Annotated in this window: 26 protein-coding genes; 20 read left to right on the top strand and 6 right to left on the bottom strand. The window is 51.8% G+C overall.

Annotated features, from left to right (window positions below; all coding sequences use genetic code 11):
- The first annotated feature begins 30 nt into the window (after positions 1-30).
- The 15 genes from aroK (at position 31) to FEM44_RS07830 (ending at position 14,173) form a co-directional block, all read left to right on the top strand.
- Complete coding sequence (gene aroK, locus FEM44_RS07900; protein WP_001507994.1) at positions 31-552, top strand: shikimate kinase AroK; 522 nt, start codon at positions 31-33, stop codon at positions 550-552.
- 56 nt (positions 553-608) lie between these two features.
- Complete coding sequence (gene aroB, locus FEM44_RS07895; protein WP_130208963.1) at positions 609-1,697, top strand: 3-dehydroquinate synthase; 1,089 nt, start codon at positions 609-611, stop codon at positions 1,695-1,697.
- 91 nt (positions 1,698-1,788) lie between these two features.
- A complete protein-coding gene (gene damX / locus FEM44_RS07890; RefSeq protein WP_135522511.1) occupies positions 1,789-3,087 on the top strand; it encodes a cell division protein DamX in 1,299 nt (432 codons plus the stop codon).
- Between the two features lie 106 nt (positions 3,088-3,193).
- Positions 3,194-4,030, top strand: a complete 837-nt coding sequence (gene dam / locus FEM44_RS07885) for an adenine-specific DNA-methyltransferase (RefSeq protein WP_130217642.1) — start codon at positions 3,194-3,196, stop codon at positions 4,028-4,030.
- A 17-nt stretch (positions 4,031-4,047) separates the two neighbouring features.
- Positions 4,048-4,725 carry a ribulose-phosphate 3-epimerase gene (gene rpe, locus FEM44_RS07880; protein WP_000816280.1) on the top strand — a complete coding sequence of 226 codons (678 nt, stop codon included), beginning with the start codon at positions 4,048-4,050 and terminating at the stop codon, positions 4,723-4,725.
- The gene (gene gph / locus FEM44_RS07875; protein WP_135522512.1) at positions 4,718-5,476 is read left to right on the top strand and encodes a phosphoglycolate phosphatase; all 759 of its coding nucleotides are present in this window, start codon (positions 4,718-4,720) and stop codon (positions 5,474-5,476) included. Before rpe ends, gph begins: the two co-directional genes overlap by 8 nt.
- Positions 5,469-6,473, top strand: coding sequence for a tryptophan--tRNA ligase (gene trpS, locus FEM44_RS07870; protein ID WP_000165543.1), 1,005 nt, complete (start codon positions 5,469-5,471; stop codon positions 6,471-6,473). The genes gph and trpS overlap by 8 nt, the downstream gene beginning before the upstream one ends.
- Before the next feature lie 290 nt (positions 6,474-6,763).
- The gene (gene yhfZ, locus FEM44_RS07865) at positions 6,764-7,669 is read left to right on the top strand and encodes a GntR family transcriptional regulator YhfZ (RefSeq protein WP_135522513.1); all 906 of its coding nucleotides are present in this window, start codon (positions 6,764-6,766) and stop codon (positions 7,667-7,669) included.
- Positions 7,670-7,685: 16 nt separating this feature from the next.
- Positions 7,686-8,048, top strand: a complete 363-nt coding sequence (locus tag FEM44_RS07860) for a PRD domain-containing protein (protein ID WP_130208951.1) — start codon at positions 7,686-7,688, stop codon at positions 8,046-8,048.
- Positions 8,049-8,131: 83 nt separating this feature from the next.
- Positions 8,132-9,295: a YhfX family PLP-dependent enzyme gene (locus FEM44_RS07855; RefSeq protein ID WP_135522514.1), complete on the top strand. Its 1,164-nt coding sequence runs from the start codon at positions 8,132-8,134 to the stop codon at positions 9,293-9,295.
- Positions 9,295-10,521 carry a phosphopentomutase gene (locus tag FEM44_RS07850; RefSeq protein WP_135522515.1) on the top strand — a complete coding sequence of 409 codons (1,227 nt, stop codon included), beginning with the start codon at positions 9,295-9,297 and terminating at the stop codon, positions 10,519-10,521. Before FEM44_RS07855 ends, FEM44_RS07850 begins: the two co-directional genes overlap by 1 nt.
- A complete protein-coding gene (locus FEM44_RS07845) occupies positions 10,518-11,396 on the top strand; it encodes a phosphotriesterase-related protein (protein WP_135522516.1) in 879 nt (292 codons plus the stop codon). Before FEM44_RS07850 ends, FEM44_RS07845 begins: the two co-directional genes overlap by 4 nt.
- A gap of 10 nt (positions 11,397-11,406) precedes the next feature.
- A complete protein-coding gene (locus FEM44_RS07840; RefSeq protein WP_135522517.1) occupies positions 11,407-11,760 on the top strand; it encodes a DUF2620 domain-containing protein in 354 nt (117 codons plus the stop codon).
- A gap of 11 nt (positions 11,761-11,771) precedes the next feature.
- Positions 11,772-13,076 (top strand): YhfT family protein, encoded by a 1,305-nt coding sequence (locus tag FEM44_RS07835; protein ID WP_000366844.1) that lies wholly within the window; start codon positions 11,772-11,774, stop codon positions 13,074-13,076.
- 11 nt (positions 13,077-13,087) lie between these two features.
- Complete coding sequence (locus tag FEM44_RS07830; RefSeq protein WP_135522518.1) at positions 13,088-14,173, top strand: aminotransferase class I/II-fold pyridoxal phosphate-dependent enzyme; 1,086 nt, start codon at positions 13,088-13,090, stop codon at positions 14,171-14,173.
- A 107-nt stretch (positions 14,174-14,280) separates the two neighbouring features.
- Here the strand turns inward: FEM44_RS07830 and FEM44_RS07825 are convergent, their stop codons facing one another.
- The 6 genes from FEM44_RS07825 to tsgA all read right to left on the bottom strand — a co-directional run bounded on the left by FEM44_RS07825 (position 14,281) and on the right by tsgA (position 21,358).
- Positions 14,281-14,448, bottom strand: a complete 168-nt coding sequence (locus tag FEM44_RS07825) for a YhfL family protein (protein WP_064527562.1) — start codon at positions 14,446-14,448, stop codon at positions 14,281-14,283.
- 276 nt (positions 14,449-14,724) lie between these two features.
- Positions 14,725-16,098, bottom strand: a complete 1,374-nt coding sequence (gene cysG / locus FEM44_RS07820; RefSeq protein WP_130217628.1) for a siroheme synthase CysG — start codon at positions 16,096-16,098, stop codon at positions 14,725-14,727.
- Positions 16,099-16,116: 18 nt separating this feature from the next.
- Entirely contained in the window at positions 16,117-16,923 is an 807-nt protein-coding gene (gene nirC / locus FEM44_RS07815) for a nitrite transporter NirC (protein WP_135522519.1), read from the bottom strand.
- Positions 16,924-17,048: 125 nt separating this feature from the next.
- Complete coding sequence (gene nirD / locus FEM44_RS07810) at positions 17,049-17,375, bottom strand: nitrite reductase small subunit NirD (RefSeq protein WP_000084764.1); 327 nt, start codon at positions 17,373-17,375, stop codon at positions 17,049-17,051.
- Positions 17,372-19,915 carry an NADPH-nitrite reductase large subunit gene (gene nirB, locus FEM44_RS07805; RefSeq protein WP_135522520.1) on the bottom strand — a complete coding sequence of 848 codons (2,544 nt, stop codon included), beginning with the start codon at positions 19,913-19,915 and terminating at the stop codon, positions 17,372-17,374. The genes nirD and nirB overlap by 4 nt, the downstream gene beginning before the upstream one ends.
- A 261-nt stretch (positions 19,916-20,176) precedes the next feature.
- Positions 20,177-21,358, bottom strand: coding sequence for an MFS transporter TsgA (tsgA, locus tag FEM44_RS07795; RefSeq protein ID WP_135522522.1), 1,182 nt, complete (start codon positions 21,356-21,358; stop codon positions 20,177-20,179).
- A gap of 264 nt (positions 21,359-21,622) precedes the next feature.
- Between tsgA and ppiA the strand changes: the two genes are divergently transcribed.
- From ppiA to argD, 5 genes are all read left to right on the top strand, one after another.
- The gene (gene ppiA / locus FEM44_RS07790; protein ID WP_000477213.1) at positions 21,623-22,195 is read left to right on the top strand and encodes a peptidylprolyl isomerase A; all 573 of its coding nucleotides are present in this window, start codon (positions 21,623-21,625) and stop codon (positions 22,193-22,195) included.
- Between the two features lie 104 nt (positions 22,196-22,299).
- The gene (locus FEM44_RS07785; protein WP_130221404.1) at positions 22,300-22,467 is read left to right on the top strand and encodes a YhfG family protein; all 168 of its coding nucleotides are present in this window, start codon (positions 22,300-22,302) and stop codon (positions 22,465-22,467) included.
- Entirely contained in the window at positions 22,457-23,059 is a 603-nt protein-coding gene (locus tag FEM44_RS07780; RefSeq protein ID WP_130217624.1) for a putative adenosine monophosphate-protein transferase Fic, read from the top strand. The genes FEM44_RS07785 and FEM44_RS07780 overlap by 11 nt, the downstream gene beginning before the upstream one ends.
- A gap of 31 nt (positions 23,060-23,090) precedes the next feature.
- Complete coding sequence (gene pabA, locus FEM44_RS07775; protein ID WP_135405527.1) at positions 23,091-23,654, top strand: aminodeoxychorismate synthase component 2; 564 nt, start codon at positions 23,091-23,093, stop codon at positions 23,652-23,654.
- 85 nt (positions 23,655-23,739) lie between these two features.
- The gene (argD, locus tag FEM44_RS07770) at positions 23,740-24,960 is read left to right on the top strand and encodes a bifunctional acetylornithine/succinyldiaminopimelate transaminase (RefSeq protein ID WP_135522523.1); all 1,221 of its coding nucleotides are present in this window, start codon (positions 23,740-23,742) and stop codon (positions 24,958-24,960) included.
- The last annotated feature ends 82 nt before the right edge of the window (positions 24,961-25,042 follow it).

Raw genomic sequence — 25,042 nt, 5'->3', positions numbered from 1 at the left:
TTAACGAATAGTCTTAGTAGTACCGAAAAAATGGCAGAGAAACGCAATATCTTTCTGGTTGGGCCTATGGGTGCCGGAAAAAGCACTATTGGGCGCCAGTTAGCTCAACAACTCAATATGGAATTTTACGATTCCGATCAAGAGATTGAGAAACGAACCGGAGCTGATGTGGGCTGGGTTTTCGATTTAGAAGGCGAAGAAGGCTTCCGCGATCGCGAAGAAAAGGTCATCAATGAATTGACCGAGAAGCAGGGTATTGTGCTGGCTACTGGCGGCGGCTCTGTGAAATCCCGCGAAACGCGTAACCGTCTTTCCGCTCGTGGCGTTGTCGTTTATCTTGAAACGACCATCGAAAAGCAACTTGCACGCACGCAGCGTGATAAAAAACGCCCGTTGCTGCACGTTGAAACACCGCCACGTGAAGTTCTGGAAGCGTTGGCCAATGAACGCAATCCGCTGTATGAAGAGATTGCCGACGTGACCATTCGTACTGATGACCAAAGCGCTAAAGTGGTCGCAAACCAGATTATTAACATGCTGGAAAGCAACTAATTCTGGCTTTAAATACACTCGTCTGCGGGTACAGTAATTAAGGTGGATGTCGCGTTATGGAGAGGATAGTCGTCACTCTCGGGGAACGTAGTTACCCAATTACCATCGCATCTGGTTTGTTTAACGAACCAGCTTCATTCTTACCGCTGAAATCGGGCGAGCAGGTGATGTTGGTCACCAACGAAACCCTGGCTCCTCTGTATCTCGATAAGGTCCGCGGCGTACTTGAACAGGCGGGTGTTAACGTCGATAGCGTTATCCTCCCTGACGGCGAGCAGTATAAAAGCCTGGCAGTACTCGACACCGTCTTTACAGCGTTGTTGCAAAAGCCGCATGGACGCGATACTACACTGGTTGCACTTGGCGGCGGCGTGGTGGGCGATCTTACCGGTTTCGCGGCGGCGAGCTATCAGCGCGGCGTTCGCTTCATTCAAGTCCCAACGACGTTATTGTCGCAGGTTGACTCCTCCGTTGGCGGCAAAACCGCGGTAAACCATCCCCTCGGTAAAAACATGATTGGCGCGTTTTACCAACCTGCATCGGTGGTGGTAGATCTCGATTGTCTGAAAACGCTTCCTCAGCGTGAGTTGGCTTCAGGGCTAGCGGAAGTCATCAAATACGGCATTATTCTTGACGGCGAGTTTTTCCACTGGCTGGAAGAGAATCTCGACGCGCTGCTTCGTCTGGATGGCCCTGCAATGGCGTACTGTATTCGCCGCTGCTGTGAGCTGAAAGCAGAAGTTGTCGCCGCTGACGAGCGTGAAGCTGGCTTACGTGCTTTACTCAATCTTGGACATACCTTTGGTCATGCCATTGAAGCTGAAATGGGCTATGGTAATTGGCTACACGGTGAAGCGGTTGCTGCGGGTATGGTAATGGCGGCGCGCACATCGGAACGTCTCGGGCAGTTCAGTTCTGCCGAAACGCAGCGTATTATTACCCTGCTCACGCGGGCTGGGTTACCGGTCAATGGGCCGCGCGAAATGTCCGCGCAGGCATATTTACCGCATATGCTGCGTGACAAGAAAGTTCTTGCGGGAGAAATGCGCTTAATTCTTCCGCTGGCAATTGGTAAGAGCGAAGTTCGCGGCGGTGTTTCGCACGATATCGTTCTTAACGCCATTGCTGATTGTCAGTTAGCGTAACAACAAGAAAGGTCAGGCCGCTTATCCGGCGGTTTATTAGCTTCAGGTTAATTGCAACGTGGTAAGCATTAACCTTTTAGTGGGGTGTTAAATGGATGAATTCAAACCAGAAGACGAGCTGAAACCCGATCCCAGCGATCGTCGTACTGGTCGTTCTCGTCAATCTTCTGAGCGTTCTGAACGTACTGAACGTGGCGAACCGCAGATCAATTTTGATGATATTGAACTTGATGAAACTGACGATCGCCGTCCGACTCGTGCTCAAAAAGAGCGCAATGAGGAACCGGAAATCGAAGAAGAAATTGATGATTCCGAAGATGAAGCTGTGGATGAAGAGCGCGTAGAGCGTCGTCCGCGTAAGCGCAAAAAAGCAGCCAGCAAACCTGCTTCTCGTCAGTATATGATGATGGGCGTCGGTATTCTGGTTCTGTTGCTGTTGATCATCGGTATCGGTTCTGCGTTAAAAGCCCCCTCGACCTCTTCCAGCGATCAAACAGCGTCTGGCGAGAAGAGTATTGATCTTGCTGGCAATGCGACCGATCAGGCGAATGGCGTGCAGCCAGCACCGGGAACCACGTCTGCGGAAAATACTCAGCAGGATGTTTCTCTGCCGCCGATTTCTTCTACGCCGACTCAGGGGCAAACCCCGGCGGCAACGGATGGTCAACAGCGTGTTGAAGTACAGGGTGATCTGAACAATGCCCTGACCCAGCCGCAAAATCAGCAACAGCTGAACAATGTGGCGGTAAATTCGACATTGCCGACCGAACCCGCAACGGTTGCGCCAGTACGCAATGGCAATGCATCGCGCGACACGGCAAAAACGCAAACCGCTGAACGTCCGACCACCACGCGTCCGCCGCGTCAGCAGGCAGTGATTGAACCGAAAAAACCGCAAGCAACTGTGAAAACCGAACCGAAGCCGGTAGCACAGCAACCGAAGCGTACCGAACCAGCAGCGCCAGTGGCGAGCTCGAAGGCACCGGCTGCGACTTCTACGCCAGCGGCAACGCCAGCGCCGAATGCGACTGCCAGCACGGAGCCGGCACAAACGGCATCTCCGGCGCAAACCACGACAACACCAGCTGCTGGGGCGAAGAGCGCGGGTAATGTTGGTTCGTTGAAATCGGCACCGTCAAGCCATTACACTCTGCAGTTGAGCAGTTCCTCTAACTACGACAACCTGAACGGTTGGGCGAAGAAAGAGAACCTGAAAAACTACGTTGTCTATGAAACGACGCGTAATGGTCAGCCGTGGTATGTCCTGGTTTCTGGCGTGTACGCTTCGAAAGAAGAAGCGAAAAAAGCGGTATCTACATTGCCAGCCGATGTCCAGGCCAAAAATCCTTGGGCGAAACCGCTGCGTCAGGTACAGGCCGATCTGAAGTAATCAAGGCTATTTCCCGCAATGGATAACCGTTGCGGGAACTGCCTGAAGCGCTGGATGCTGTCGGAGCTTTCTCCACAGCCGGAGAAGGTGTAATTAGTTAGTCAGCATGAAGAAAAATCGCGCTTTTTTGAAGTGGGCAGGGGGCAAATATCCCTTGCTTGATGATATTAAACGGCATTTGCCTAAGGGCGAATGTCTGGTTGAACCTTTTGTGGGTGCCGGGTCGGTGTTTCTTAACACCGACTTTTCTCGTTATATCCTTGCTGATATCAACAGCGATCTGATTAGTCTCTACAACATTGTAAAGACGCGTACCGAAGAGTATGTGCAGGCTGCCCGCGAGCTGTTTGTTCCCGAAACAAATTGCGCCGAGGTCTACTATCAGTTCCGCGAAGAGTTCAACAAAAGCCAGGATCCCTTGCGTCGGGCAGTACTGTTTTTATATTTGAACCGCTACGGTTACAACGGTTTGTGCCGTTACAATCTGCGTGGTGAATTTAATGTGCCGTTTGGCCGTTATAAAAAGCCCTATTTCCCGGAAGCTGAGTTGTATCATTTTGCCGAAAAAGCGCAGAATGCCTTTTTCTATTGTGAGTCTTACGCCGATAGCATGGCGCGCGCAGATGATGCATCCGTCGTCTATTGCGATCCGCCTTATGCGCCGCTTTCTGCGACCGCTAACTTCACGGCGTATCACACAAACAGTTTTACGCTTGAACAACAAGCCCATCTGGCGGAGATCGCAGAAGGTCTGGTTGATCGCCATATTCCTGTGCTGATCTCCAATCACGATACGATGTTAACGCGTGAGTGGTATCAGCGCGCAAAATTGCATGTCGTCAAAGTTCGACGCAGTATAAGCAGCAACGGCGGCACACGTAAAAAGGTGGACGAACTGCTGGCTTTGTACAAACCAGGAGTCGTTTCACCCGCGAAAAAATAATTCTCAAGGAGAAGCGGATGAAACAGTATTTGATTGCCCCCTCAATTCTGTCGGCTGATTTTGCCCGCCTGGGTGAAGATACCGCAAAGGCCCTGGCAGCTGGCGCTGATGTCGTGCATTTTGACGTCATGGATAACCACTATGTTCCCAACCTGACAATTGGGCCAATGGTGCTGAAATCCTTGCGTAACTACGGCATTACCGCCCCTATCGATGTGCATCTGATGGTGAAACCCGTCGATCGCATTGTGCCGGATTTCGCTGCTGCTGGCGCCAGCATCATTACCTTTCATCCAGAAGCCTCCGAGCATGTTGACCGCACGCTGCAACTGATTAAAGAAAATGGCTGTAAAGCGGGTCTGGTATTTAACCCGGCGACACCTCTGAGCTATCTGGATTACGTGATGGATAAGCTGGATGTGATCCTGCTGATGTCCGTCAACCCTGGTTTCGGCGGTCAGTCTTTCATTCCGCAAACATTAGATAAACTGCGCGAAGTGCGCCGCCGCATCGATGAGTCGGGCTTTGATATCCGTCTGGAAGTGGACGGTGGCGTGAAGGTGAACAACATTGGCGAAATCGCTGCGGCGGGAGCGGATATGTTCGTCGCCGGTTCGGCAATCTTCGACCAGCCAGACTACAAAAAAGTCATTGATGAAATGCGCAGTGAACTGGCAAAGGTAAGTCATGAATAAGTTTGAAGATATTCGCGGCGTCGCTTTTGATCTCGACGGTACGCTGGTGGACAGTGCTCCTGGTCTTGCTGCTGCGGTAGATATGGCGCTGTATGCGCTGGAGTTGCCTGTTGCAGGTGAAGAACGCGTTATTACCTGGATTGGTAACGGCGCAGATGTTCTGATGGAGCGCGCATTGACCTGGGCGCGTCAGGAACGTGCGACTCTGCGTAAAACAATGGGTAAACCGCCCGTTGATGACGACATTCCGGCAGAAGAACAGGTACGTATTCTGCGTAAACTGTTCGATCGCTACTATGGCGAAGTTGCCGAAGAGGGGACGTTTTTGTTCCCGCACGTTGCTGATACTCTGGGCGCGTTGCAGGCTAAAGGTCTGCCGTTAGGCCTGGTCACCAACAAACCGACGCCGTTCGTCGCGCCGCTGCTCGAAGCCTTAGACATCGCCAAATACTTCAGCGTGGTTATCGGCGGCGATGATGTGCAAAACAAAAAACCGCATCCGGACCCGCTGTTACTGGTGGCTGAGCGGATGGGAATTGCCCCACAACAGATGCTGTTTGTTGGCGACTCACGCAATGATATTCAGGCGGCAAAAGCGGCAGGTTGCCCATCAGTTGGCTTAACCTACGGATATAACTACGGCGAGGCTATCGATCTCAGCCAGCCTGATGTAATTTATCACTCTATAAATGACCTTCTGCCCGCATTAGGGCTTCCGCAAAGCGAAAATCAGGAATCGAAAAATGACTAAGCCCATCGTTTTTAGTGGCGCACAGCCCTCAGGTGAATTGACCATTGGTAACTACATGGGTGCGCTGCGTCAGTGGGTAAACATGCAGGATGATTACCATTGCATTTACTGTATCGTTGACCAACACGCCATCACCGTGCGCCAGGATGCGCAGAAGCTGCGTAAAGCGACGCTGGATACGCTGGCGTTGTACCTGGCTTGCGGTATCGATCCTGAGAAAAGCACTATTTTTGTTCAGTCCCACGTGCCGGAACATGCGCAGTTAGGCTGGGCACTGAACTGCTATACCTACTTCGGCGAACTGAGCCGCATGACGCAGTTTAAAGATAAATCTGCGCGTTATGCCGAGAACATCAACGCTGGTCTGTTTGATTATCCGGTGCTGATGGCAGCGGACATCCTGCTGTATCAAACCAATCTGGTGCCGGTGGGTGAAGACCAGAAACAGCATCTGGAACTGAGCCGCGATATCGCCCAGCGTTTCAACGCGCTGTATGGCGATATTTTTAAAGTACCGGAGCCGTTTATTCCGAAATCTGGCGCGCGCGTAATGTCGCTGCTGGAGCCGACCAAGAAGATGTCCAAGTCTGACGATAACCGCAATAACGTTATCGGTCTGCTGGAAGATCCGAAATCGGTAGTGAAGAAAATCAAACGCGCGGTCACTGACTCCGACGAACCGCCGGTAGTTCGCTACGATGTGCAGAACAAAGCGGGCGTTTCCAACCTGCTGGATATCCTTTCTGCGGTAACGGGTCAAAGCATCCCGGAACTGGAAAAACAGTTCGAAGGCAAGATGTATGGTCATCTGAAAGGCGAAGTGGCTGATGCCGTTTCCGGTATGCTGACTGAATTGCAGGAACGCTATCACCGTTTCCGTAATGACGAAGCCTTCCTGCAACAGGTGATGAAAGACGGCGCAGAAAAAGCCAGCGCGCACGCTTCCCGTACGCTGAAAGCGGTGTATGAAGCGATTGGTTTTGTGGCGAAGCCGTAATTCACTATTGCTGGCAAATTGCGCTTTGTTCATGCCGGATGCGGCGTGAACGCCTTATCCGGCCTACAAAGTAATGCACATATTGCAAGGAAATGTAGGCCTGATAAGCGTAGCACATCAGGCAATTTTGCTTTTATCATCACTCTGAAACCGGGGAAACCCGGTTTTTTTATCCTCTTTTCGCAACAACCCGAAAAAATGTGAAGTGCCTCGCCGTTTCCACATTTCTTAGTTGCCACTTATCTTCATTTTAATGAAGATATAAATATTCACTTTATTGAAAATATACTATGCGTCGAACGTTTATCAAAAAAGAAGGCGTCGTCATCACGACTCTGGCTCGTTATCTGTTAGGTGAAAAGTGCGGTAATCGATTGAAAACAATAGATGAACTGGCAACTGAGTGCCATTCATCGGTTGGTCTGACACAGGCCGCGCTGAAAACGCTGGAATCAAGCGGCGCGATACGAATTGAACGCCGTGGGCGCAATGGCAGTTATCTGGTTGAGATGGATAATAAAGCCCTGCTGACTCATGTGGATATCAACAACGTGGTATGTGCGATGCCCTTGCCCTATACCCGTTTGTACGAAGGACTGGCGAGCGGATTGAAAGCCCAGTTTGATGGCATTCCTTTTTACTATGCGCACATGCGTGGCGCGGATATTCGCGTGGAGTGTTTGCTTAACGGCGTGTATGACATGGCGGTAGTGTCCCGCCTGGCGGCAGAAAGTTATCTCACGCAAAAAGGGTTATGCCTCGCGCTGGAGTTGGGGCCGCATACCTACGTTGGCGAGCACCAGCTGATTTGCCGTAAAGGGGCGTCCGGCAACGTGAAACGCGTGGGGCTGGATAACCGCTCGGCGGATCAGAAAATCATGACCGATGTCTTTTTTGGCAATAGCGATGTGGAGCGCATCGACCTCTCATATCACGAGAGTTTACAACGCATTGTAAAAGGCGATGTCGATGCGGTTATCTGGAACGCGGTGGCGGAAAGCGAACTGGCCATGCTGGGATTAGAAGCGACGCCGCTGACGAACGATCCGCGATTTTTACAGGCCACTGAAGCCGTGGTGCTAACGCGAGCCGATGATTACCCGATGCAACAATTGCTACGTGCGGTTGTTGATAAACATGCCCTGCTTGCTCATCAACAGCGAGTCGTCAGTGGGGAACTTGAACCCAGTTATTAAGCGAAAGGCGTCTTAAATGGAAAACAGACTCAACCTGCTTTGCGAGGCAGGAGTCATTGATAAGGACATCTGCAAAGGCATGATGCAGGTCGTCAAAGTACTGGAAACAGAATGCCATCTTCCCATACGCAGCGAGCAGGGAACGATGGCGATGACGCATATGGCGAGTGCGCTGATGCGCAGTCGTCGGGGCGAACACATACTGCCGCTGGATGACGAATTACTGGCGGAACTGGCGCAATCCACATACTGGCCAGCGATTGTGCAATTGCATCAGGTGCTATTGAAGGAATTCGCGCTGGAAATTAACCCGTGTGAAGAAGGGTATTTGCTGGCCAATCTCTATGGATTATGGATGGCCGCCAACGAAGGTGTCTGAGTTATACGGCAAATCCGCGTCACATAACTTAAATATTCAAAAAAATGAATGTTTAATTCAAGGAATAGAAACGAGGCAACAAGATGTTTGTAGAAGCATTGAAACGCCAGAACCCAGCGCTGATTTCCGCCGCACTAAGTTTGTGGCAACAGGGCAAGATCGCCCCGGACAGTTGGGTGATCGACGTGGATCAGATACTGGAAAACGGTAAGAGGCTGATTGAGACGGCGCGGCTTTACGGCATTGAGCTGTATCTGATGACCAAGCAGTTTGGCCGTAATCCGTGGCTGGCGGAAAAACTTCTGGCACTGGGCTACAGCGGCATTGTGGCGGTGGATTACAAAGAGGCGCGGGTCATGCGCCGCGCCGGTCTGCCGGTGGCGCATCAGGGACATCTGGTGCAAATCCCTTGTCACCAGGTTTCTGACGCCGTTGCACAGGGAACTGACGTCATCACCGTGTTTACTCTCGATAAAGCGCGGGAAGTCTCTGCAGCAGCGCTGAAGGCCGGACGTGTGCAGTCTGTGCTGCTCAAAGTTTATAGCGATGATGATTTTCTTTATCCGGGTCAGGAGAGCGGTTTTCCCCAAAACACGCTGCATGACATTGTCGCTGAAATCCAGAAACTACCAGGACTACATTTAGCGGGACTTACCCATTTCCCTTGCTTGCTTTGGGATGAGGCTGCCGGGAAAGTTTTGCCGACACCGAATCTTCACACGCTGGTACAAGCACGGGATCAACTGGCGAAATCTGGTATTGCGATTGAGCAACTGAACGCGCCTTCAGCGACCAGCTGCGCTTCGCTGCCATTGCTGGCGGAATACGGTGTGACTCATGCCGAACCCGGCCATGCACTGACGGGGACGATTCCGGCAAACCAGCAGGGCGATCAGCCTGAACGTATCGCCATGCTCTGGTTAAGTGAAATCTCCCATCATTTCCGTGGCGACAGCTACTGCTACGGCGGCGGTTACTACCGTCGTGGTCATGCTCACCACGCTCTGGTTTTTACTAAAGAAAATCAAAAGATTACTGAAACCAATCTCAAAACTGTAGATGACAGCAGTATCGACTATTACCTTCCGTTAGCAGGCGAGTTTCCGGTGAGTAGTGCCGTAGTGTTCTGTTTTCGTACACAAATTTTTGTTACCCGCAGTGATGTGGTGCTGGTATCGGGTATTCAGCGTGGCGAACCGGAAATCGTCGGTCGTTATGACAGTCTTGGAAACTCTCTGGGGGCGTAATGGCGCGATTCGTGGTGTTAGTGATTGATAGCTTTGGCGTAGGCGCAATGAAAGATGTCACGCTGGTGCGCCCGCAAGATGCGGGAGCGAATACCTGTGGTCACATTTTGAGCCAGCTGCCGCATTTGCAGCTGCAAACGCTGGAGAAAATGGGGCTAATCAACGCATTAGGTTATTCGCCTGGAGATATGCAGCCGTCAGATTCTGCAACCTGGGGCGTGGCAGAGCTGCAACATGAAGGGGGCGATACCTTTATGGGGCATCAGGAAATTTTAGGCACGCGCCCGTTACCGCCGCTACGGATGCCCTTTCGCGATGTGATTGACCGTGTTGAGCAAGCATTACTTAACGCTGGCTGGCAGGTGGAGCGCCGCGGCGATGATCTGCAATTTCTGTGGGTCAATCAGGCGGTTGCGGTTGGTGATAATCTCGAGGCGGATTTAGGCCAGGTCTATAACATTACCGCCAATCTCTCTGTGATCTCTTTTGACGACGCAATCAAAATTGGTCGTATCGTGCGTGACCAGGTACAGGTCGGTCGGGTCATTACATTTGGCGGCCTGTTAACCAACAGTCAGCGTATTCTCGATGCCGCAGAAAGCAAAGAAGGGCACTTTATTGGTATTAATGCACCGCGTTCTGGCGCTTATGACAACGGCTTCCAGGTCGTGCATATGGGCTATGGCGTCGATGAGAAAGTACAAGTGCCGCAAAAACTGTATGAAGCTGGCGTGCCAACTGTGCTAGTGGGGAAAGTGGCGGATATTGTCAGCAATCCTTATGGCGTGAGCTGGCAAAACCTGGTGGATAGTCAGCGGATTATGGATATCACCCTCGACGAATTTATCACCCATCAGACAGCGTTTATTTGCACCAACATTCAGGAAACCGACCTCGCTGGTCACGCAGAAGACGTCGCACGTTATGCCGAACGTTTGCAGGTCGTTGACCGTAATCTTGCCCGGCTTGTTGAGGCGATGCAGCCAGATGATTGCCTGATTATCATGGCGGATCACGGCAACGACCCGACAATCGGTCACAGCCACCATACCCGCGAAGTCGTGCCGGTGCTGGTTTATCAGCAAGGCCTGGCTGCTACTCAGCTTGGTGTTCGCACCACGCTTTCTGATGTGGGGGCTACCGTGTGTGAATTTTTCCGTGCGCCACCGCCACAAAATGGTCGCTCTTTTCTTTCCTCCCTCCGGTTTGCAGGAGACACCCTATGAGTTTTGATCCGACGGGTTACACCCTCGCCCATGAGCATCTGCATATTGATCTCTCCGGCTTTAAAAACAACGTGGACTGCCGCCTTGATCAGTATGCGTTCATTTGCCAGGAGATGAACGACCTGATGGCCCAGGGCGTTCGTAATGTGATTGAGATGACCAACCGTTACATGGGGCGCAATGCGCAATTTATGCTTGATGTAATGCGCGAAACCGGCATCAACGTGGTGGCCTGTACCGGTTATTACCAGGACGCGTTTTTCCCGGAACATGTGGCGACCCGCAGCGTGCAGGAACTGGCGCAAGAGATGGTCGATGAAATTGAACTGGGTATCGATGGCACGGAACTGAAAGCTGGGATCATCGCGGAGATTGGTTCCAGTGAAGGAAAGATTACGCCGCTGGAAGAGAAAGTGTTTATTGCCGCCGCGCTGGCACATAACCAGACCGGACGCCCGCTCTCCACGCATACGTCGTTCAGCACGATGGGGCTGGAGCAACTGGCTCTGTTGCAAGCCTACGGAGTTGATCTTTCGCGCGTCACCGTTGGTCACTGCGATCTGAAAGACAACCTCGACAACATTTTGAAGATGATCGATCTCGGCGCGTACGTGCAGTTCGACACCATTGGTAAGAACAGTTACTACCCGGACGAAAAGCGTATTGCGATGCTTGATGCGCTACGCGACCGTGGGTTGCTGAACCGCGTCATGCTGTCGATGGATATTACGCGCCGCTCTCATTTAAAAGCCAACGGTGGTTATGGCTATGACTATTTATTGACCACCTTTATTCCGCAATTGCGCCAGTCAGGATTCAGTCAGGCCGATGTGGATGTGATGTTACGTGAAAATCCCTCTCAATTTTTCCAATAAGGACAGACTAATGAAAAAGGTTGGCGTTGCAGGCTTACAGCGTGAGCAGATTAAAAAAACCATTGAAGCGACGGCTCCAGGCTGTTTTGAAGTTTTCATTCATAACGACATGGAAGCAGCGATGAAGGTGAAATCCGGGCAACTGGATTACTACATCGGCGCGTGTAATACCGGTGCGGGCGCGGCATTGTCGATTGCCATCGCGGTGATTGGCTATAACAAAAGTTGCACCATTGCCAAGCCTGGCATTAAAGCGAAAGACGAACATATCGCCAAAATGATCGCCGAAGGGAAAGTGGCGTTTGGGCTTTCCGTTGAGCACGTCGAACACGCGATTCCGATGTTGATTAACCATCTGAAATAAAAGGCACGACTATGGATCTGTATATTCAGATTATCGTGGTGGCGTGCCTGACGGGTATGACATCGCTTCTGGCGCATCGCTCGGCGGCTGTTTTTCATGACGGCATCCGCCCAATCCTGCCGCAACTGATTGAAGGCTATATGAACCGTCGCGAGGCGGGGAGTATCGCTTTTGGTCTGAGCATTGGTTTTGTGGCCTCGGTGGGGATCTCTTTTACCCTGAAAACCGGGCTACTCAACGCATGGTTACTCTTTCTTCCTACTGATATCCTCGGCGTACTGGCGATAAACAGCCTGATGGCGTTTGGCCTTGGCGCTATCTGGGGGATATTGATCCTCACATGCCTGTTGCCGGTAAACCAGCTGCTGACCGCGCTACCGGTGGATGTATTAGGTAGTCTGGGGGAATTAAGCTCGCCGGTGGTTTCAGCTTTTGCACTGTTCCCACTGGTGGCGATTTTTTACCAGTTTGGCTGGAAGCAAAGTCTGATCGCTGCCGTGGTTGTGCTGATGACCCGTGTAGTAGTAGTGCGCTATTTCCCGCATCTCAATCCGGAATCCATCGAAATCTTTATTGGCATGGTGATGCTGCTGGGGATCGCGATAACTCATGACCTGCGTCATCGTGATGAAAATGACATCGATGCCAGCGGACTTTCGGTGTTTGAAGAACGTACGTCGCGGATTATCAAAAACTTACCCTATATCGCTATTGTGGGGGCATTGATTGCTGCCGTTGCCAGCATGAAGATTTTTGCTGGTAGCGAAGTTTCGATCTTCACACTGGAGAAAGCGTACTCCGCAGGCGTAACGCCGGAACAATCGCAAACGCTGATTAATCAGGCGGCTCTGGCAGAATTCATGCGCGGACTGGGATTTGTGCCGTTGATTGCCACCACCGCGTTAGCCACCGGCGTATATGCAGTTGCGGGCTTTACCTTTGTTTATGCGGTGGGCTATCTCTCGCCGAATCCGATGGTTGCAGCGGTATTAGGTGCAGTGGTTATTTCGGCAGAAGTCTTGCTGCTTCGTTCGATCGGCAAATGGCTGGGGCGCTACCCGTCGGTGCGTAATGCGTCGGATAACATCCGTAACGCCATGAATATGCTGATGGAAGTGGCGCTGCTGGTCGGTTCGATTTTCGCAGCAATTAAGATGGCAGGTTATACCGGATTCTCTATCGCGGTTGCCATTTACTTCCTCAACGAATCTCTGGGCCGTCCGGTACAGAAAATGGCGGCACCGGTCGTGGCAGTAATGATCACCGGCATCCTGCTGAATGTTCTTTACTGGCTTGGCCTGTTCGTTCCGGCTTAAGGAAGGCACCTATGAAGACGTTTCCTCTGCAAAGCCTGACGATTATTGAGGCGCAGCAAAAGCAGTTTGCGCTGGTGGATAGCATTTGTCGCCATTTCCCCGGCAGCGAGTTTCTTACTGGTGGTGATTTAGGGTTAACTCCAGGTTTGAATCAACCGCGTATTACCCAACGGGTGGAGCAGGTGCTGGCTGATGCGTTTCACGCACAGGCCGCGGCGCTGGTGCAGGGCGCGGGGACTGGAGCGATTCGCGCCGGGCTGGCGGCTTTGCTCAAACCGGGGCAGCGTCTTCTGGTGCATGACGCGCCTGTTTATCCGACGACTCAGGTCATTGTTGAGCAGATGGGGCTGACGCTTATCACTGCTGATTTCAATGACCTGGCGGTACTTAAGCAGGTCGTCGAAGAGCAACAACCGGATGCGGCGCTGGTACAGCATACGCGCCAGCAGCCACAGGACAGCTACGTGCTGGCAGATGTGCTGGCAACGTTGTGCTCGTCTGGCGTTCCAGCGTTAACCGATGACAACTATGCGGTGATGAAGGTAGCGCGAATCGGCTGCGAATGCGGGGCGAATGTTTCGACATTCTCCTGCTTCAAGCTGTTTGGGCCAGAGGGTGTTGGCGCGGTGGTAGGCGATGCCGATGTTATTAGTCGGATTCGCGTCACGCTTTACTCCGGCGGCAGCCAGATTCAGGGCGCTCAGGCGCTGGAGGTGTTGCGTGGGCTGGTGTTCGCGCCAGTGATGCACGCGGTGCAGGCGGGGGTATCTGAACGGTTGCTGGCTTTACTTAACGGTGGCGCGGTGGCGGAAGTGAAAAGCGCCGTCATTGCCAATGCGCAGTCGAAGGTGTTGATTGTGGAGTTTCATCAGCCGATTGCCGCCAGGGTGCTGGAAGAGGCGCAAAAGCGCGGCGCGTTGCCTTACCCGGTGGGTGCGGAGTCGAAATATGAGATTCCACCGCTCTTTTACCGTCTTTCCGGAACGTTTCGCCAGGCGAATCCACAACTCGAACATTGCGCGATTCGCATTAATCCAAATCGTAGCGGTGAGGAGACGGTACTGCGGATTTTGCGTGAGAGTATTGGCAGTATTTAATCGTTGTGAATGACGTTTACGGAGTTAATACAAAAACAAATACGCCCTCAGGTAATCCCGAGGGCGTCAGGTAATTAAATCAGCGTTAGCTAATTTCAGTCAGAGACTTACTGTGCAGTAGGACCGCAGCCGCCAATGATTTTAGAAATAGAAATTGCCGGGTGCAGCAGGTAGTCGTAAGAGCAGTTCTTTTCACGGTTTTCAATATGACCAGTACATGCAGTTAATGTTGCCAGGACTGCACCAACCAGTGCCACTTTAATAAACTTGTTCATTTTCATTCCCTATGTAAAATATATCGAGTAATATTCATTGATTATGTGAATATAAGCAAACAGCTCGCTAAAGACGATACAGGAATATCTATTATGCGTCAGTGAACGGACTATGAATATTATGCTTATATTTGTAAGCCGCTGTAACTGCAGGGCGTCATTAAAATAAATTAGTTAAAAGTTTGTTTTATGTATGCTGAAAATAAACATTAATATAAGTATGTTTGTAAATAAAAAAAGGCCAGAAATATCCGGCCTTAGTTAATTTTTTTTAAATTAATGGTTAGAGAACCAATTTAATTTATTGCGCAGGCCAACGACCCGACCAATAATAATTAATGATGGGCTGTTCATTTGTTGAGCCAGTTCACCTAGCTGCGCGAGCGTACCGTCAATCACGCGTTGCGTGACCGCCGTGCCGTTTTCAACAATCGCCACTGGCATTTCACCAGGCATTCCGTGTTCAATCAGTTTTTGCTGAATGGTCGCGGCCTGATTCAGCCCCATATAGAACACCAGCGTCTGTTTTTCTGCCGCCAGATTTTCCCAGTCCAGCTCGCCACCGGTTTTTAAGTGTCCGGTAATTAAGCGTACGCTTTGAGCATAATCGCGATGCGTGAGGGGAATACCCGAATAGGCAGAGCAACCAGAAGCTGCGGTAATACCCGGAACCACCGAGAACGGAATGCCTGCATTGCACAGTGTTTCCAGCTCTTCGCCACCACGACCGAAAATAAACGGATCACCGCCTTTCAGACGCACCACGCGTTTGCCTTTTTGCGCTTCCCGCAGCAGGATCTGGTTAATCTCTTCCTGCGGTACGCAGTGATATCCCGCGCGTTTACCGACGAAGACACGATCCGCATCACGGCGTACCAGATTCATAATATCGTCAGAAACCAGACGGTCGTAGACCACCACATCTGCCTGCTGAATTTGTTGCAGACCTTTCAGCGTCAGCAGCCCGGCATCGCCCGGACCTGCACCAACCAGCACCACTTCACCACGATGATCGAGCGGTTCGTTGATTAACTGTTCGGTGGTTTCAGTAATGGCTTTCTGATCGTTGTTCGCCAGCGACTGCGCCAGGCGGTCGTTAACGAACAATTTTTCCCAGAAACGGCGACGTTCACCCATCGTGGCGAACTGTTGTTTTACCCGACCACGTAATTGCCCGGCGTATTTCGCTACCTGGCCCAGATGTAACGGCAGCAGTGATTCGAGTTTTTCGCGCAACAGTCGCGCCAGAACCGGAGAAGTACCGCCAGAGGAGACCGCCACCATCAGCGGTGAGCGGTCAATAATCGACGGCATAATAAAGCTGGCGGCTTTCGGCGCATCGACCACGTTACAGAAGATACGACGAGCTTCAGCGGCTTCGCTGACACGCTGGTTAAGCGCGTCATCATCCGTTGCTGCAATCGCCAGCCAGCAGGTGTCGAGAAGGCTTTCATCAAATGGCCCTTCGACGAGGGTTAACATGCCTGCATCTGCCCATGCGGTGAACTGTGGAATAAACGCTAATGCATTCACCGTTAAGCGAGCACCTGCGTCTAACAGCAACCTTGCTTTGCGTTCCGCGACATCACCACCGCCGACAATCAGACAGTCGCGATCGCGTAATTGGCAAAATATAGGCAAATGATCCACGTAAAAACCCCTTAGTAATTAACCGGCAGCCGTTTCAGTTTGATTAAATTTGTCCGCAATCGGACGATTCGCTTTCGGCGTAGCATACCAATAACCCAATCCCATGAATACGGCGCCCGATAAAGTATTACCCAGCGTCACCCACAGCAGGTTATGACCAATGCCTGCCAGCGTGTAGGCTTCGCTGTGGTTGCCGAACCAGGAGAGCGCGAACAGCGTCATGTTGGCAACAGAGTGCTCATAGCCGGACGCGATAAACGCCAGCAGACACCACCAGATAGCGATAAATTTCGCCGCACCTTCGGTGCGCAGTGCCATCCAGATTGCCAGACAAACCAGCCAGTTACACAATGCGCCTTTGAAGAACAACACCATTGCTGGTGCGGTGGTTTTGGCCAGTGCGACGGAGTGAACGATGCTGGTATCTACCGGCAGCAGGCTACCGCCGCCCCAGTTATAAAGCATGGCAACAAAGACGGAACCGACCAGGTTACCCAGCCAGGTCTGTGGCAGGATTGCCCACATTTGCCCGTGGCTGATGGTGCCCGCCTTCACTCCAAAGGTGAGGAACATGGTGTGTCCGGTGAACAGTTCAGAACCTGCGATAATCACCAGCGTTAAGGCGATACCAAAAGTTGCGCCCATCACCAGTGGACGAACGGACGGATCGAGCAAATTGCCGAGCGTGAAAATCAGAATGATCCCAAGACCCACATACGCTCCCGCCATTGCGGAGCTGACCCAAAAGCCGAGCGGGTTATTTGCCGATAGGCGTGCGATGCGCGCAGCGTTAGCCGCACACTTATTAATAGTGTCTGTAAACATTTGATTATCCTTTAAAAATAAAAACAAAAAATAAAGCAAAAAGTTTAAAAAATGTCCTGCAATATATCGAAGGTCATTACAGGACAATGCAAAAAGGGGAGGCATTGCGCCTCCCGTTAAAACAATTAACCGCGTAACTGCACCACGCCGTCTTTCACACGTGCTTCGTAATGCTTGACGGAAAACTGTTCGTCTTCCATGCACAAGCCGTCGCTTAAGCGAAAACGCTGTTTTTTCAGCGGGCTGGCAACCCACAGCTCACCCTGATGCTCCGCAATCAGCCCGCGTGACAGCACGCTGGATTCGAAGAACGGATCGATGTTGCTGATCGCAAACACCTGGTCGCTGTGATACGGGCGGAAAATTGCAACCTGCTCGTCACCTAACAGCGCGCAGACGCCGGTTTCAGGCAGGATGTCATCGATTTTGCAGATGTCTTTCCACTGGCTCATGCGTTGTCCTCCACCAGAGTTACCGGGATTCGTTCATACGGCGTTGCCGGACGGTGCTGTTCGCGCTCTGGCACCATCTGCACGTTCGGGTCACGCTTGTCACTGTTGATGAAGTGTTTGAAGCGAGTCTGCGCAGACGGCGTATTGACCGTTTCAGTCCACTCACACACTACCGCTTCACGCAGGCGCGCCATCTCTTCTTCCAGATGTGCGTTCAGCCCCAGTTTGTCGTCAATGATCACCGCTTTCAGGTAGTCGATGCCACCTTCGAGGTTTTCTAACCACGGTGCGGTACGGGTCAGTTTGTCAGCGGTACGGATGTAGAACATCATGAAGCGGTCGAGATATTTGAGCAGCGTTTCGCGATCGATATCCGCCGCCAGCAGATCCGCATGACGCGGTTTCATGCCGCCGTTACCACAAACGTACAGGTTCCAGCCTTTTTCGGTGGCGATGATGCCCACGTCTTTACCCTGCGCTTCTGAACATTCGCGGGTACAGCCAGAGACACCGAACTTGATTTTGTGCGGTGCGCGGATGCCTTTGTAGCGGTTTTCCAGTTCCACGCCGAGGCCGACGCTATCGCCAACGCCGTAGCGGCACCAGGTGCTACCCACACAGGTTTTCGCCATACGCAGTGCTTTCGCATAGGCATGACCGGTTTCGAAGCCTGCTTCAATCAGCTGACGCCAGATCTCCGGCAGATCGTCTTTCTGTGCGCCAAACATCGCAATACGTTGGGAGCCGGTGATTTTGGTGTAGAGATTAAATTCACGCGCGATACGACCTACTGCCATCAGCCCTTCCGGGGTGATTTCACCGCCCGGAGAACGCGGGATCACCGAGTAGGTGCCGTCTTTCTGGATGTTAGCGAGGAAGTTGTCGTTAGAATCCTGCAGTGGAGTATGTTCCGGCTTCAGAATGTATTCGTTCCAGCAGGAGGCCAGCAGCGAACCAACGGTTGGTTTACAAACTTCACAACCGTAGCCTTTGCCGTGTTTCGCCAGCAGTTCTTCGAAGGTTTTAATGCCTTCAACGCGGATCAAATGGAACAGTTCCTGACGCGAATAAGCAAAGTGTTCGCACAGGTTGTTGTTAACTTCGATACCCTGTTTCGCCAGTTCCGCATTCAGCACCTGAGTGACCAGTGGGATACAGCCGCCGCAGCCAGTACCGGCTTTGGTTTCGGCTTTCAGCGCCGCAACGGTGTGGCAGCCTTTGTTGATGGCCGCAATCAGGTCGCCTTTGGTGACGTCGAAGCAGGAGCAGATTTGCGCGCTGTCCGGCAGTTTATCAACACCGATAGACGGCTTACCGCTACCAGAGTGCGCTGGCAGGATCAGGGAATCCGGGTTTTCTGGCAGTTCGATAGCGTTCAGCACCAGTTGCAGCAGGTTACCGTAGTCGCTGGTATCGCCCACCAGTACCGCACCGAGCAGGGTTTTGTTGTCTTCGCTGACAATCAGGCGTTTGTAGATCTCTTTGCTTTCGTCGAGGTAAACGTAGCTACGTGCGCCAGGCGTACGACCGTGCGCATCACCAATACCGCCTACGTCTACGCCCAGCAGTTTCAGCTTGGCGCTAAGGTCAGCACCTTCAAAGGCGTTTTCGCTACCGAGAATGTGGTCAACGGCGACCTGCGCCATTTTGTAGCCCGGTGCGACCAGACCAAATACACGGTTGTTCCAGCTTGCGCATTCACCGATGGCGTAGATATCCGGATCGGAAGTCTGGCAGGAATCATTAATGACGATACCCCCACGCGGAGCTACGTCCAGACCACACTGGGTTGCCAGCTTATCGCGCGGACGGATACCGGTAGAGAAGACGATAAAGTCAACTTCCAGCTCGCTGCCGTCGGCAAAACGCATGGTTTTACGCGCTTCAACACCTTCCTGCACAATCTCAAGGGTGTTTTTGCTGGTGTGAACGCGTACACCCATACTTTCGATTTTGCGACGCAGCTGCTCGCCACCCATCTGATCAAGCTGTTCCGCCATCAGCATAGGGGCAAATTCGATAACGTGGGTTTCAATACCTAAGTTTTTCAGCGCGCCAGCGGCTTCCAGACCTAACAGGCCGCCACCAACAACGGCACCGCGCTTGCTGCGACGGGCGCAGGATTCAATAGCGTTGAGGTCTTCAATGGTGCGATAGACAAAGCAGTCCTGGGTATCAGAACCTTTGATTGGCGGTATCCACGGATAGGAACCGGTCGCCATGATCAGCTTGTCATAAAAAACGGTACGCCCGGCGCTGGAGTGGATCACCTTCTCCTGACGGTTAATGGTGATAGCGCGTTCGCCGACCAGAACTTTGATGCCGTGTTTCTCGTAAAAGCCTTCGCGCACCAGCGACAGCTCTTCGGCGGTGTGGTGAGAGAAGTAAGACGAGAGGTGTACGCGGTCATAAGCGATGCGCGGTTCTTCACAGAAAACGGTAATATCAAAGTTGGCCGCATCAGATTTATCAAGAAGATCTTCGATAAAGCGATGGCCGACCATACCGTTACCGATAATTGCGAGTCTGACTTTGCTCATTTTTGCCTCGATTTCTTTTCTATTACCGCCTACCTTAACGATTCAGCAACCCCACTTATTGATGCAAATCAAATTCACCTTTATATACTCCTTAAGGAGTATATTGCTGATTTGTATAAATATTCTTAAGTCACGGAATTGTCTGACATTTCATGTTTGTTCAAAAAATAGACAAAATAAAAGCATTTATAGAGATGAAGGCACGTTGCGGGAGATGAGAGGAAAAAGCCGGACGACGAAAGTGCCGCCCGGCATTGGCAATTAATGAGAGGTCAGGGTGTTGTGCTGACGGTGACGACTGACAAAACCTAACAGGAAGCACATCACGAATACGACAGCATACAGACCGTTTGCAGTGAGCAGTGCCGCCTGGGGACCGCTATGCTCCACGATCGGACCGGTAACCACAAAGGTCAGCATGGTGCCGATAGTTCCGCAGGTGAGGACGAAGTTAACCAGTTTTGGCGACGGAACTTTTGTCTGCTGGGAACCCAGGGTGATGATGGTGGTATAGATTGCGCTGGAGAAGAAGCCCAGAGCAAGAATAGACCACGCCATATGCGCTGGTGTTCCGGTGTTAAAGACATACATCAGAATCGCAGCCAGTCCTGCCAGCACGGTCAGAATACGTTGCAGGTCAAAGAAACGCAGAATAAAGCTGAACGCCCACATTCCTACCATGTACGACATCCAGAAGTTGCTTACCAGCGTACCCGCGTCGTTCAGGCTCATGCCCAGACCTTTGGCGTACTCTGGCACCCAGGAGATAAAACCTAATTGACCGAGGATGTAGCATAGCGCAGCAACAGAGAGAAACAGCACGCCGATCCCCCATTTTTCTTTCGCTACCGGAGCGTCAGTTTTTGGCGCATGTTTACCCAGTGCCGGGAACTCACAGCCGAAGGTCAGAATAAAGATAGCGACGTACACCAGCCCGATGCAGGCATAAACCCAGTACCACTCAATGCTGCGTGCCAGCAGATACGCGGCAATCATCGGGAAAATCATCCCGGCCATACTGAAGAAGGAGTCGGTAAACAGCAGACGGGAACCGCGCTGGCGCCCTTCATACATTTGCGTTACCAGGAATGTACCAATCGACATGGTGATGCCGCTGACCACCCCGAGGATGAACATCGCCGCCGAGAACAGCGCTAGGCTGTGGCTGAACATCAAACCGGCAACCGCCAGCACCATCAGGAGAAAGCCAAAACGTAGCTGCGTTTTCAGCGGGACGATTTCCATCAGCCAGGCGTTGAGGAAGATAGAGATTAAAATGCCGGCATTGAGGAAGGTGAAGGTATTACTCATACTGGAAACAGGCAGATTGAAATAATCGGCGATGTTTCCCATCACCATCCCGGTGACAATAACCAACGCACCGGTCAGTGCGTAGGAGAGAAAGCTAATCCATGTGAGCTTGATGCGATTGCTGTTAGTCATGATTGGCCTGCGTTAAAAGATAAAATGGCATAGTGGATATGCTGCGAGCGGGCGATTTTAGGTGATTTTGTGATCTGATTAAACGTCTAATTGCAAACGGTTGCTAATTTGCAATATTTAAAGTGATTCTGATCACAAAATATACGTGATCATCAGGTTACATATATTTCAAGTACGTAAAATTAGGTAAAGGAATGGCCTTGTCATTGAAGGCTATTTAGAATCTCTCCACTTGCTTTTTTTCTGCACTGTTAAGGAAATCTCATGTTCAAATCGACCCTGGCAGCTTTCGTAGCTGTTTTCGCTCTTTCTGCTCTCTCACCTGTAGCAATGGCAGCGAAAGGGGACCCGCACGTATTGTTAACAACCTCTGCTGGTAATATCGAACTGGAGCTGGATAGCCAGAAAGCGCCGGTATCAGTGCAAAATTTCGTCGATTATGTGAACAGCGGCTTTTATAACAACACCACTTTTCACCGCGTCATCCCGGGCTTTATGATTCAGGGCGGTGGATTTACCGAGCAAATGCAGCAGAAAAAACCCAATCCGCCAATCAAAAATGAAGCTGATAACGGTCTGCGCAATACGCGCGGCACTATTGCTATGGCGCGTACCGCCGACAAAGACAGCGCAACCAGTCAGTTCTTTATCAACGTTGCCGACAATGCCTTCCTCGACCACGGTCAGCGTGATTTCGGCTACGCCGTCTTTGGTAAAGTCGTGAAAGGCATGGACGTTGCCGATAAGATTTCTCAGGTCCCAACCCATGATGTTGGCCCGTACCAGAATGTGCCGTCAAAACCGGTAGTTATCCTTTCCGCTAAAGTCCTGCCGTAAGGATTTCTCGCGCGGGCAATCTTGCCCGCGCTTCTGCTCTTCCGGCGTAACCCGGATTTGCCGCTTATACTTGTGGCAAACGGACACGTTCAGGGAGGCATCAAGTGAAGAAACTCACCGATAAGCAAAAGTCCCGCCTCTGGGAGCTTCAGCGTAATCGTAATTTCCAGGCCAGCCGCCGCCTTGAAGGCGTCGAGATGCCATTAGTCACTCTTACTGCCGCAGAGGCTTTAGCACGCATTGAAGAGCTGAGGAGGCATTATGAGCGATAAATTTGGCGAAGGGCGCGACCCGTATCTTTATCCTGGCCTTGATATCATGCGTAATCGACTGAACATTCACCAGCAGCAGCGGCTGGAACAGGCCGCTTACGAAATGACGGCACTGCGTGCCGCGACCATTGAGCTTGGTCCACTGGTGCGTGGTTTACCGCATTTGCGTGCTATTCATCGCCAGCTGTATCAGGATATTTTCGACTGGGCGGGGCAACTGCGTGAAGTCGATATTTATCAGGGCGATACGCCGTTCTGCCATTTTGCCTATATTGAAAAAGAGGGCAATGCCCTGATGCAGGATCTGGAGGAAGAAGGTTATCTGGTTGGTCTTGAGAAAGCGAAGTTCGTCGAGCGGCTGGCGCACTACTATTGTGAAATCAACGTCCTGCATCCATTCCGTGCGGGAAGTGGCCTGGCACAGCGGATCTTCTTCGAGCAACTGGCGATTCATGCCGGCTATCAACTGAACTGGCAAGGTATTGGTGAAGAGGCCTGGAATCAGGCGAATCAGAATGGGGCAATGGGTGACCTTACGGCTCTGCAGACGATATTTAGCAAAGTGGTAAGCGAAGCCGGGGAATCTGAGTAAAATAGCGCGGTTCTTTCGTACCGGAGCCGCCATGATCCTGCTTATTGATAACTACGATTCTTTCACCTGGAACCTCTACCAGTACTTTTGTGAACTGGGGGCCGATGTGCTGGTTAAGCGCAACGATGCGTTGACACTGGTGGATATCGACGCCCTTAAACCACAAAAAATTGTCATCTCGCCTGGACCCTGTACGCCAGATGAAGCCGGGATCTCCCTTGAAGTTATTCGCCACTATGCCGGGCGCTTGCCGATTCTTGGCGTCTGCCTCGGTCATCAGGCGATGGCGCAGGCTTTTGGTGGCAAAGTTGTGCGCGCCGCAAAGGTCATGCACGGTAAAACCTCACCGATTACGCATAACGGTCAGGGCGTATTCCAGGGGCTGGCGAATCCACTCACCGTGACGCGTTACCATTCGCTGGTGGTGGAACCTGACTCATTGCCAGCGTGCTTTGACGTGACGGCATGGAGCGAAACCGGAGAGATTATGGGGATTCGTCATCGCCAGTGGGATCTTGAAGGTGTGCAGTTCCATCCGGAAAGCATTCTCAGCGAGCAGGGGCATCAACTGCTGGCGAATTTCCTGCATCGCTGATTTCTGGTTGCTATCTAGTGATTTTTTATGCATATTTTGTGATTATAATTTCACATTGGTTTATGCGTAACAGGGTGATCATGAGATGGCAACTGAACAAGCAGCAATTACACGCGCGACTTTCGATGAAGTGATCCTGCCGATTTATGCACCGGCAGAGTTTATTCCGGTAAAAGGTCAGGGCAGCCGAGTCTGGGATCAGCAAGGCAAAGAGTATGTCGATTTCGCGGGTGGGATTGCGGTAACGGCGTTAGGCCATTGCCATCCGGCGCAGGTGGAAGCGTTAAAAACCCAGGGGGAAACCCTGTGGCATATCAGCAACGTTTTCACCAATGAACCGGCGCTGCGTCTTGGGCGTAAACTGATTGAGGCGACGTTTGCCGAACGCGTGGTGTTTATGAACTCCGGTACGGAAGCCAACGAAACCGCCTTTAAACTGGCGCGTCACTACGCATGCGTACGTCATAGCCCGTTCAAAACCAAAATTATTGCCTTCCATAACGCCTTTCATGGTCGCTCGTTGTTTACCGTTTCTGTGGGCGGGCAGCCGAAATATTCCGACGGCTTTGGGCCAAAACCGGCAGATATTATCCACGTGCCTTTTAATGATCTTCACGCGGTGAAAGCGGTGATGGATGATCACACCTGCGCGGTAGTTGTTGAGCCGATTCAGGGCGAGGGCGGCGTGACGGCAGCGACGCCAGAGTTTTTGCAGGGGCTGCGTGAGCTGTGCGATCAGCATCAGGCATTATTGGTGTTTGATGAAGTGCAGTGTGGGATGGGGCGTACCGGCGATCTGTTTGCTTATATGCACTATGGCGTGACACCGGATATTCTGACCTCAGCGAAAGCGTTAGGCGGCGGCTTCCCGATTAGCGCCGTGCTGACCACGGCGGAGATTGCTTCAGCGTTTCATCCTGGTTCTCACGGTTCCACCTACGGCGGTAATCCGCTGGCCTGTGCGGTGGCGGGCGCGGCCTTTGATATCATCAATACCCCTGAAGTGCTGGAAGGCATTCACGCGAAACGTCAGCGTTTTGTTGATCATTTGCAGAAGATAGATCAGCAGTTTGATGTGTTTAGCGATATTCGCGGTATGGGGTTGTTGATTGGTGCCGAGCTTAAGCCACAGTACAAAGGTCGGGCGCGTGATTTCCTTTATGCGGGCGCCGAGGCTGGCGTAATGGTGCTGAACGCCGGGGCAGATGTGATGCGTTTTGCACCATCGCTGGTGGTGGAAGATGCGGATATCGATGAAGGGATGCAGCGTTTTGCCCGCGCGGTGGCGAAGGTGGTTGGGGCGTAATAAGACGTGTCATCGTCGCATCAGGCAAAGCATGTCGGATGCGGCATAAACGCCTTATCCGACCTGCGGTTTGTTTCTGGCA

Source organism: Escherichia sp. E4742, assembly GCF_005843885.1.
Taxonomy (GTDB): Bacteria; Pseudomonadota; Gammaproteobacteria; order Enterobacterales; family Enterobacteriaceae; genus Escherichia.
The sequence above is the reverse complement of the archived record's forward strand: the minus strand, read 5'-3'. Positions and strand labels throughout refer to the sequence as shown.

Coding starts and splice junctions, on each gene's coding strand:
- dam (WP_130217642.1), top strand. CDS start 3,194: ATGAAGAAAAATCGCGCTTTTTTGAAGTGGGCAGGGGGCAAATATCCC.
- FEM44_RS07860 (WP_130208951.1), top strand. CDS start 7,686: ATGGAAAACAGACTCAACCTGCTTTGCGAGGCAGGAGTCATTGATAAG.
- FEM44_RS07830 (WP_135522518.1), top strand. CDS start 13,088: ATGAAGACGTTTCCTCTGCAAAGCCTGACGATTATTGAGGCGCAGCAA.
- FEM44_RS07840 (WP_135522517.1), top strand. CDS start 11,407: ATGAAAAAGGTTGGCGTTGCAGGCTTACAGCGTGAGCAGATTAAAAAA.
- FEM44_RS07780 (WP_130217624.1), top strand. CDS start 22,457: ATGAGCGATAAATTTGGCGAAGGGCGCGACCCGTATCTTTATCCTGGC.
- gph (WP_135522512.1), top strand. CDS start 4,718: ATGAATAAGTTTGAAGATATTCGCGGCGTCGCTTTTGATCTCGACGGT.
- nirB (WP_135522520.1), bottom strand. CDS start 19,915: ATGAGCAAAGTCAGACTCGCAATTATCGGTAACGGTATGGTCGGCCAT.
- argD (WP_135522523.1), top strand. CDS start 23,740: ATGGCAACTGAACAAGCAGCAATTACACGCGCGACTTTCGATGAAGTG.
- yhfZ (WP_135522513.1), top strand. CDS start 6,764: ATGCGTCGAACGTTTATCAAAAAAGAAGGCGTCGTCATCACGACTCTG.
- FEM44_RS07835 (WP_000366844.1), top strand. CDS start 11,772: ATGGATCTGTATATTCAGATTATCGTGGTGGCGTGCCTGACGGGTATG.
- tsgA (WP_135522522.1), bottom strand. CDS start 21,358: ATGACTAACAGCAATCGCATCAAGCTCACATGGATTAGCTTTCTCTCC.
- FEM44_RS07850 (WP_135522515.1), top strand. CDS start 9,295: ATGGCGCGATTCGTGGTGTTAGTGATTGATAGCTTTGGCGTAGGCGCA.
- aroK (WP_001507994.1), top strand. CDS start 31: ATGGCAGAGAAACGCAATATCTTTCTGGTTGGGCCTATGGGTGCCGGA.
- FEM44_RS07855 (WP_135522514.1), top strand. CDS start 8,132: ATGTTTGTAGAAGCATTGAAACGCCAGAACCCAGCGCTGATTTCCGCC.
- damX (WP_135522511.1), top strand. CDS start 1,789: ATGGATGAATTCAAACCAGAAGACGAGCTGAAACCCGATCCCAGCGAT.
- pabA (WP_135405527.1), top strand. CDS start 23,091: ATGATCCTGCTTATTGATAACTACGATTCTTTCACCTGGAACCTCTAC.
- nirC (WP_135522519.1), bottom strand. CDS start 16,923: ATGTTTACAGACACTATTAATAAGTGTGCGGCTAACGCTGCGCGCATC.
- aroB (WP_130208963.1), top strand. CDS start 609: ATGGAGAGGATAGTCGTCACTCTCGGGGAACGTAGTTACCCAATTACC.
- trpS (WP_000165543.1), top strand. CDS start 5,469: ATGACTAAGCCCATCGTTTTTAGTGGCGCACAGCCCTCAGGTGAATTG.
- FEM44_RS07845 (WP_135522516.1), top strand. CDS start 10,518: ATGAGTTTTGATCCGACGGGTTACACCCTCGCCCATGAGCATCTGCAT.
- nirD (WP_000084764.1), bottom strand. CDS start 17,375: ATGAGCCAGTGGAAAGACATCTGCAAAATCGATGACATCCTGCCTGAA.
- ppiA (WP_000477213.1), top strand. CDS start 21,623: ATGTTCAAATCGACCCTGGCAGCTTTCGTAGCTGTTTTCGCTCTTTCT.
- FEM44_RS07825 (WP_064527562.1), bottom strand. CDS start 14,448: ATGAACAAGTTTATTAAAGTGGCACTGGTTGGTGCAGTCCTGGCAACA.
- rpe (WP_000816280.1), top strand. CDS start 4,048: ATGAAACAGTATTTGATTGCCCCCTCAATTCTGTCGGCTGATTTTGCC.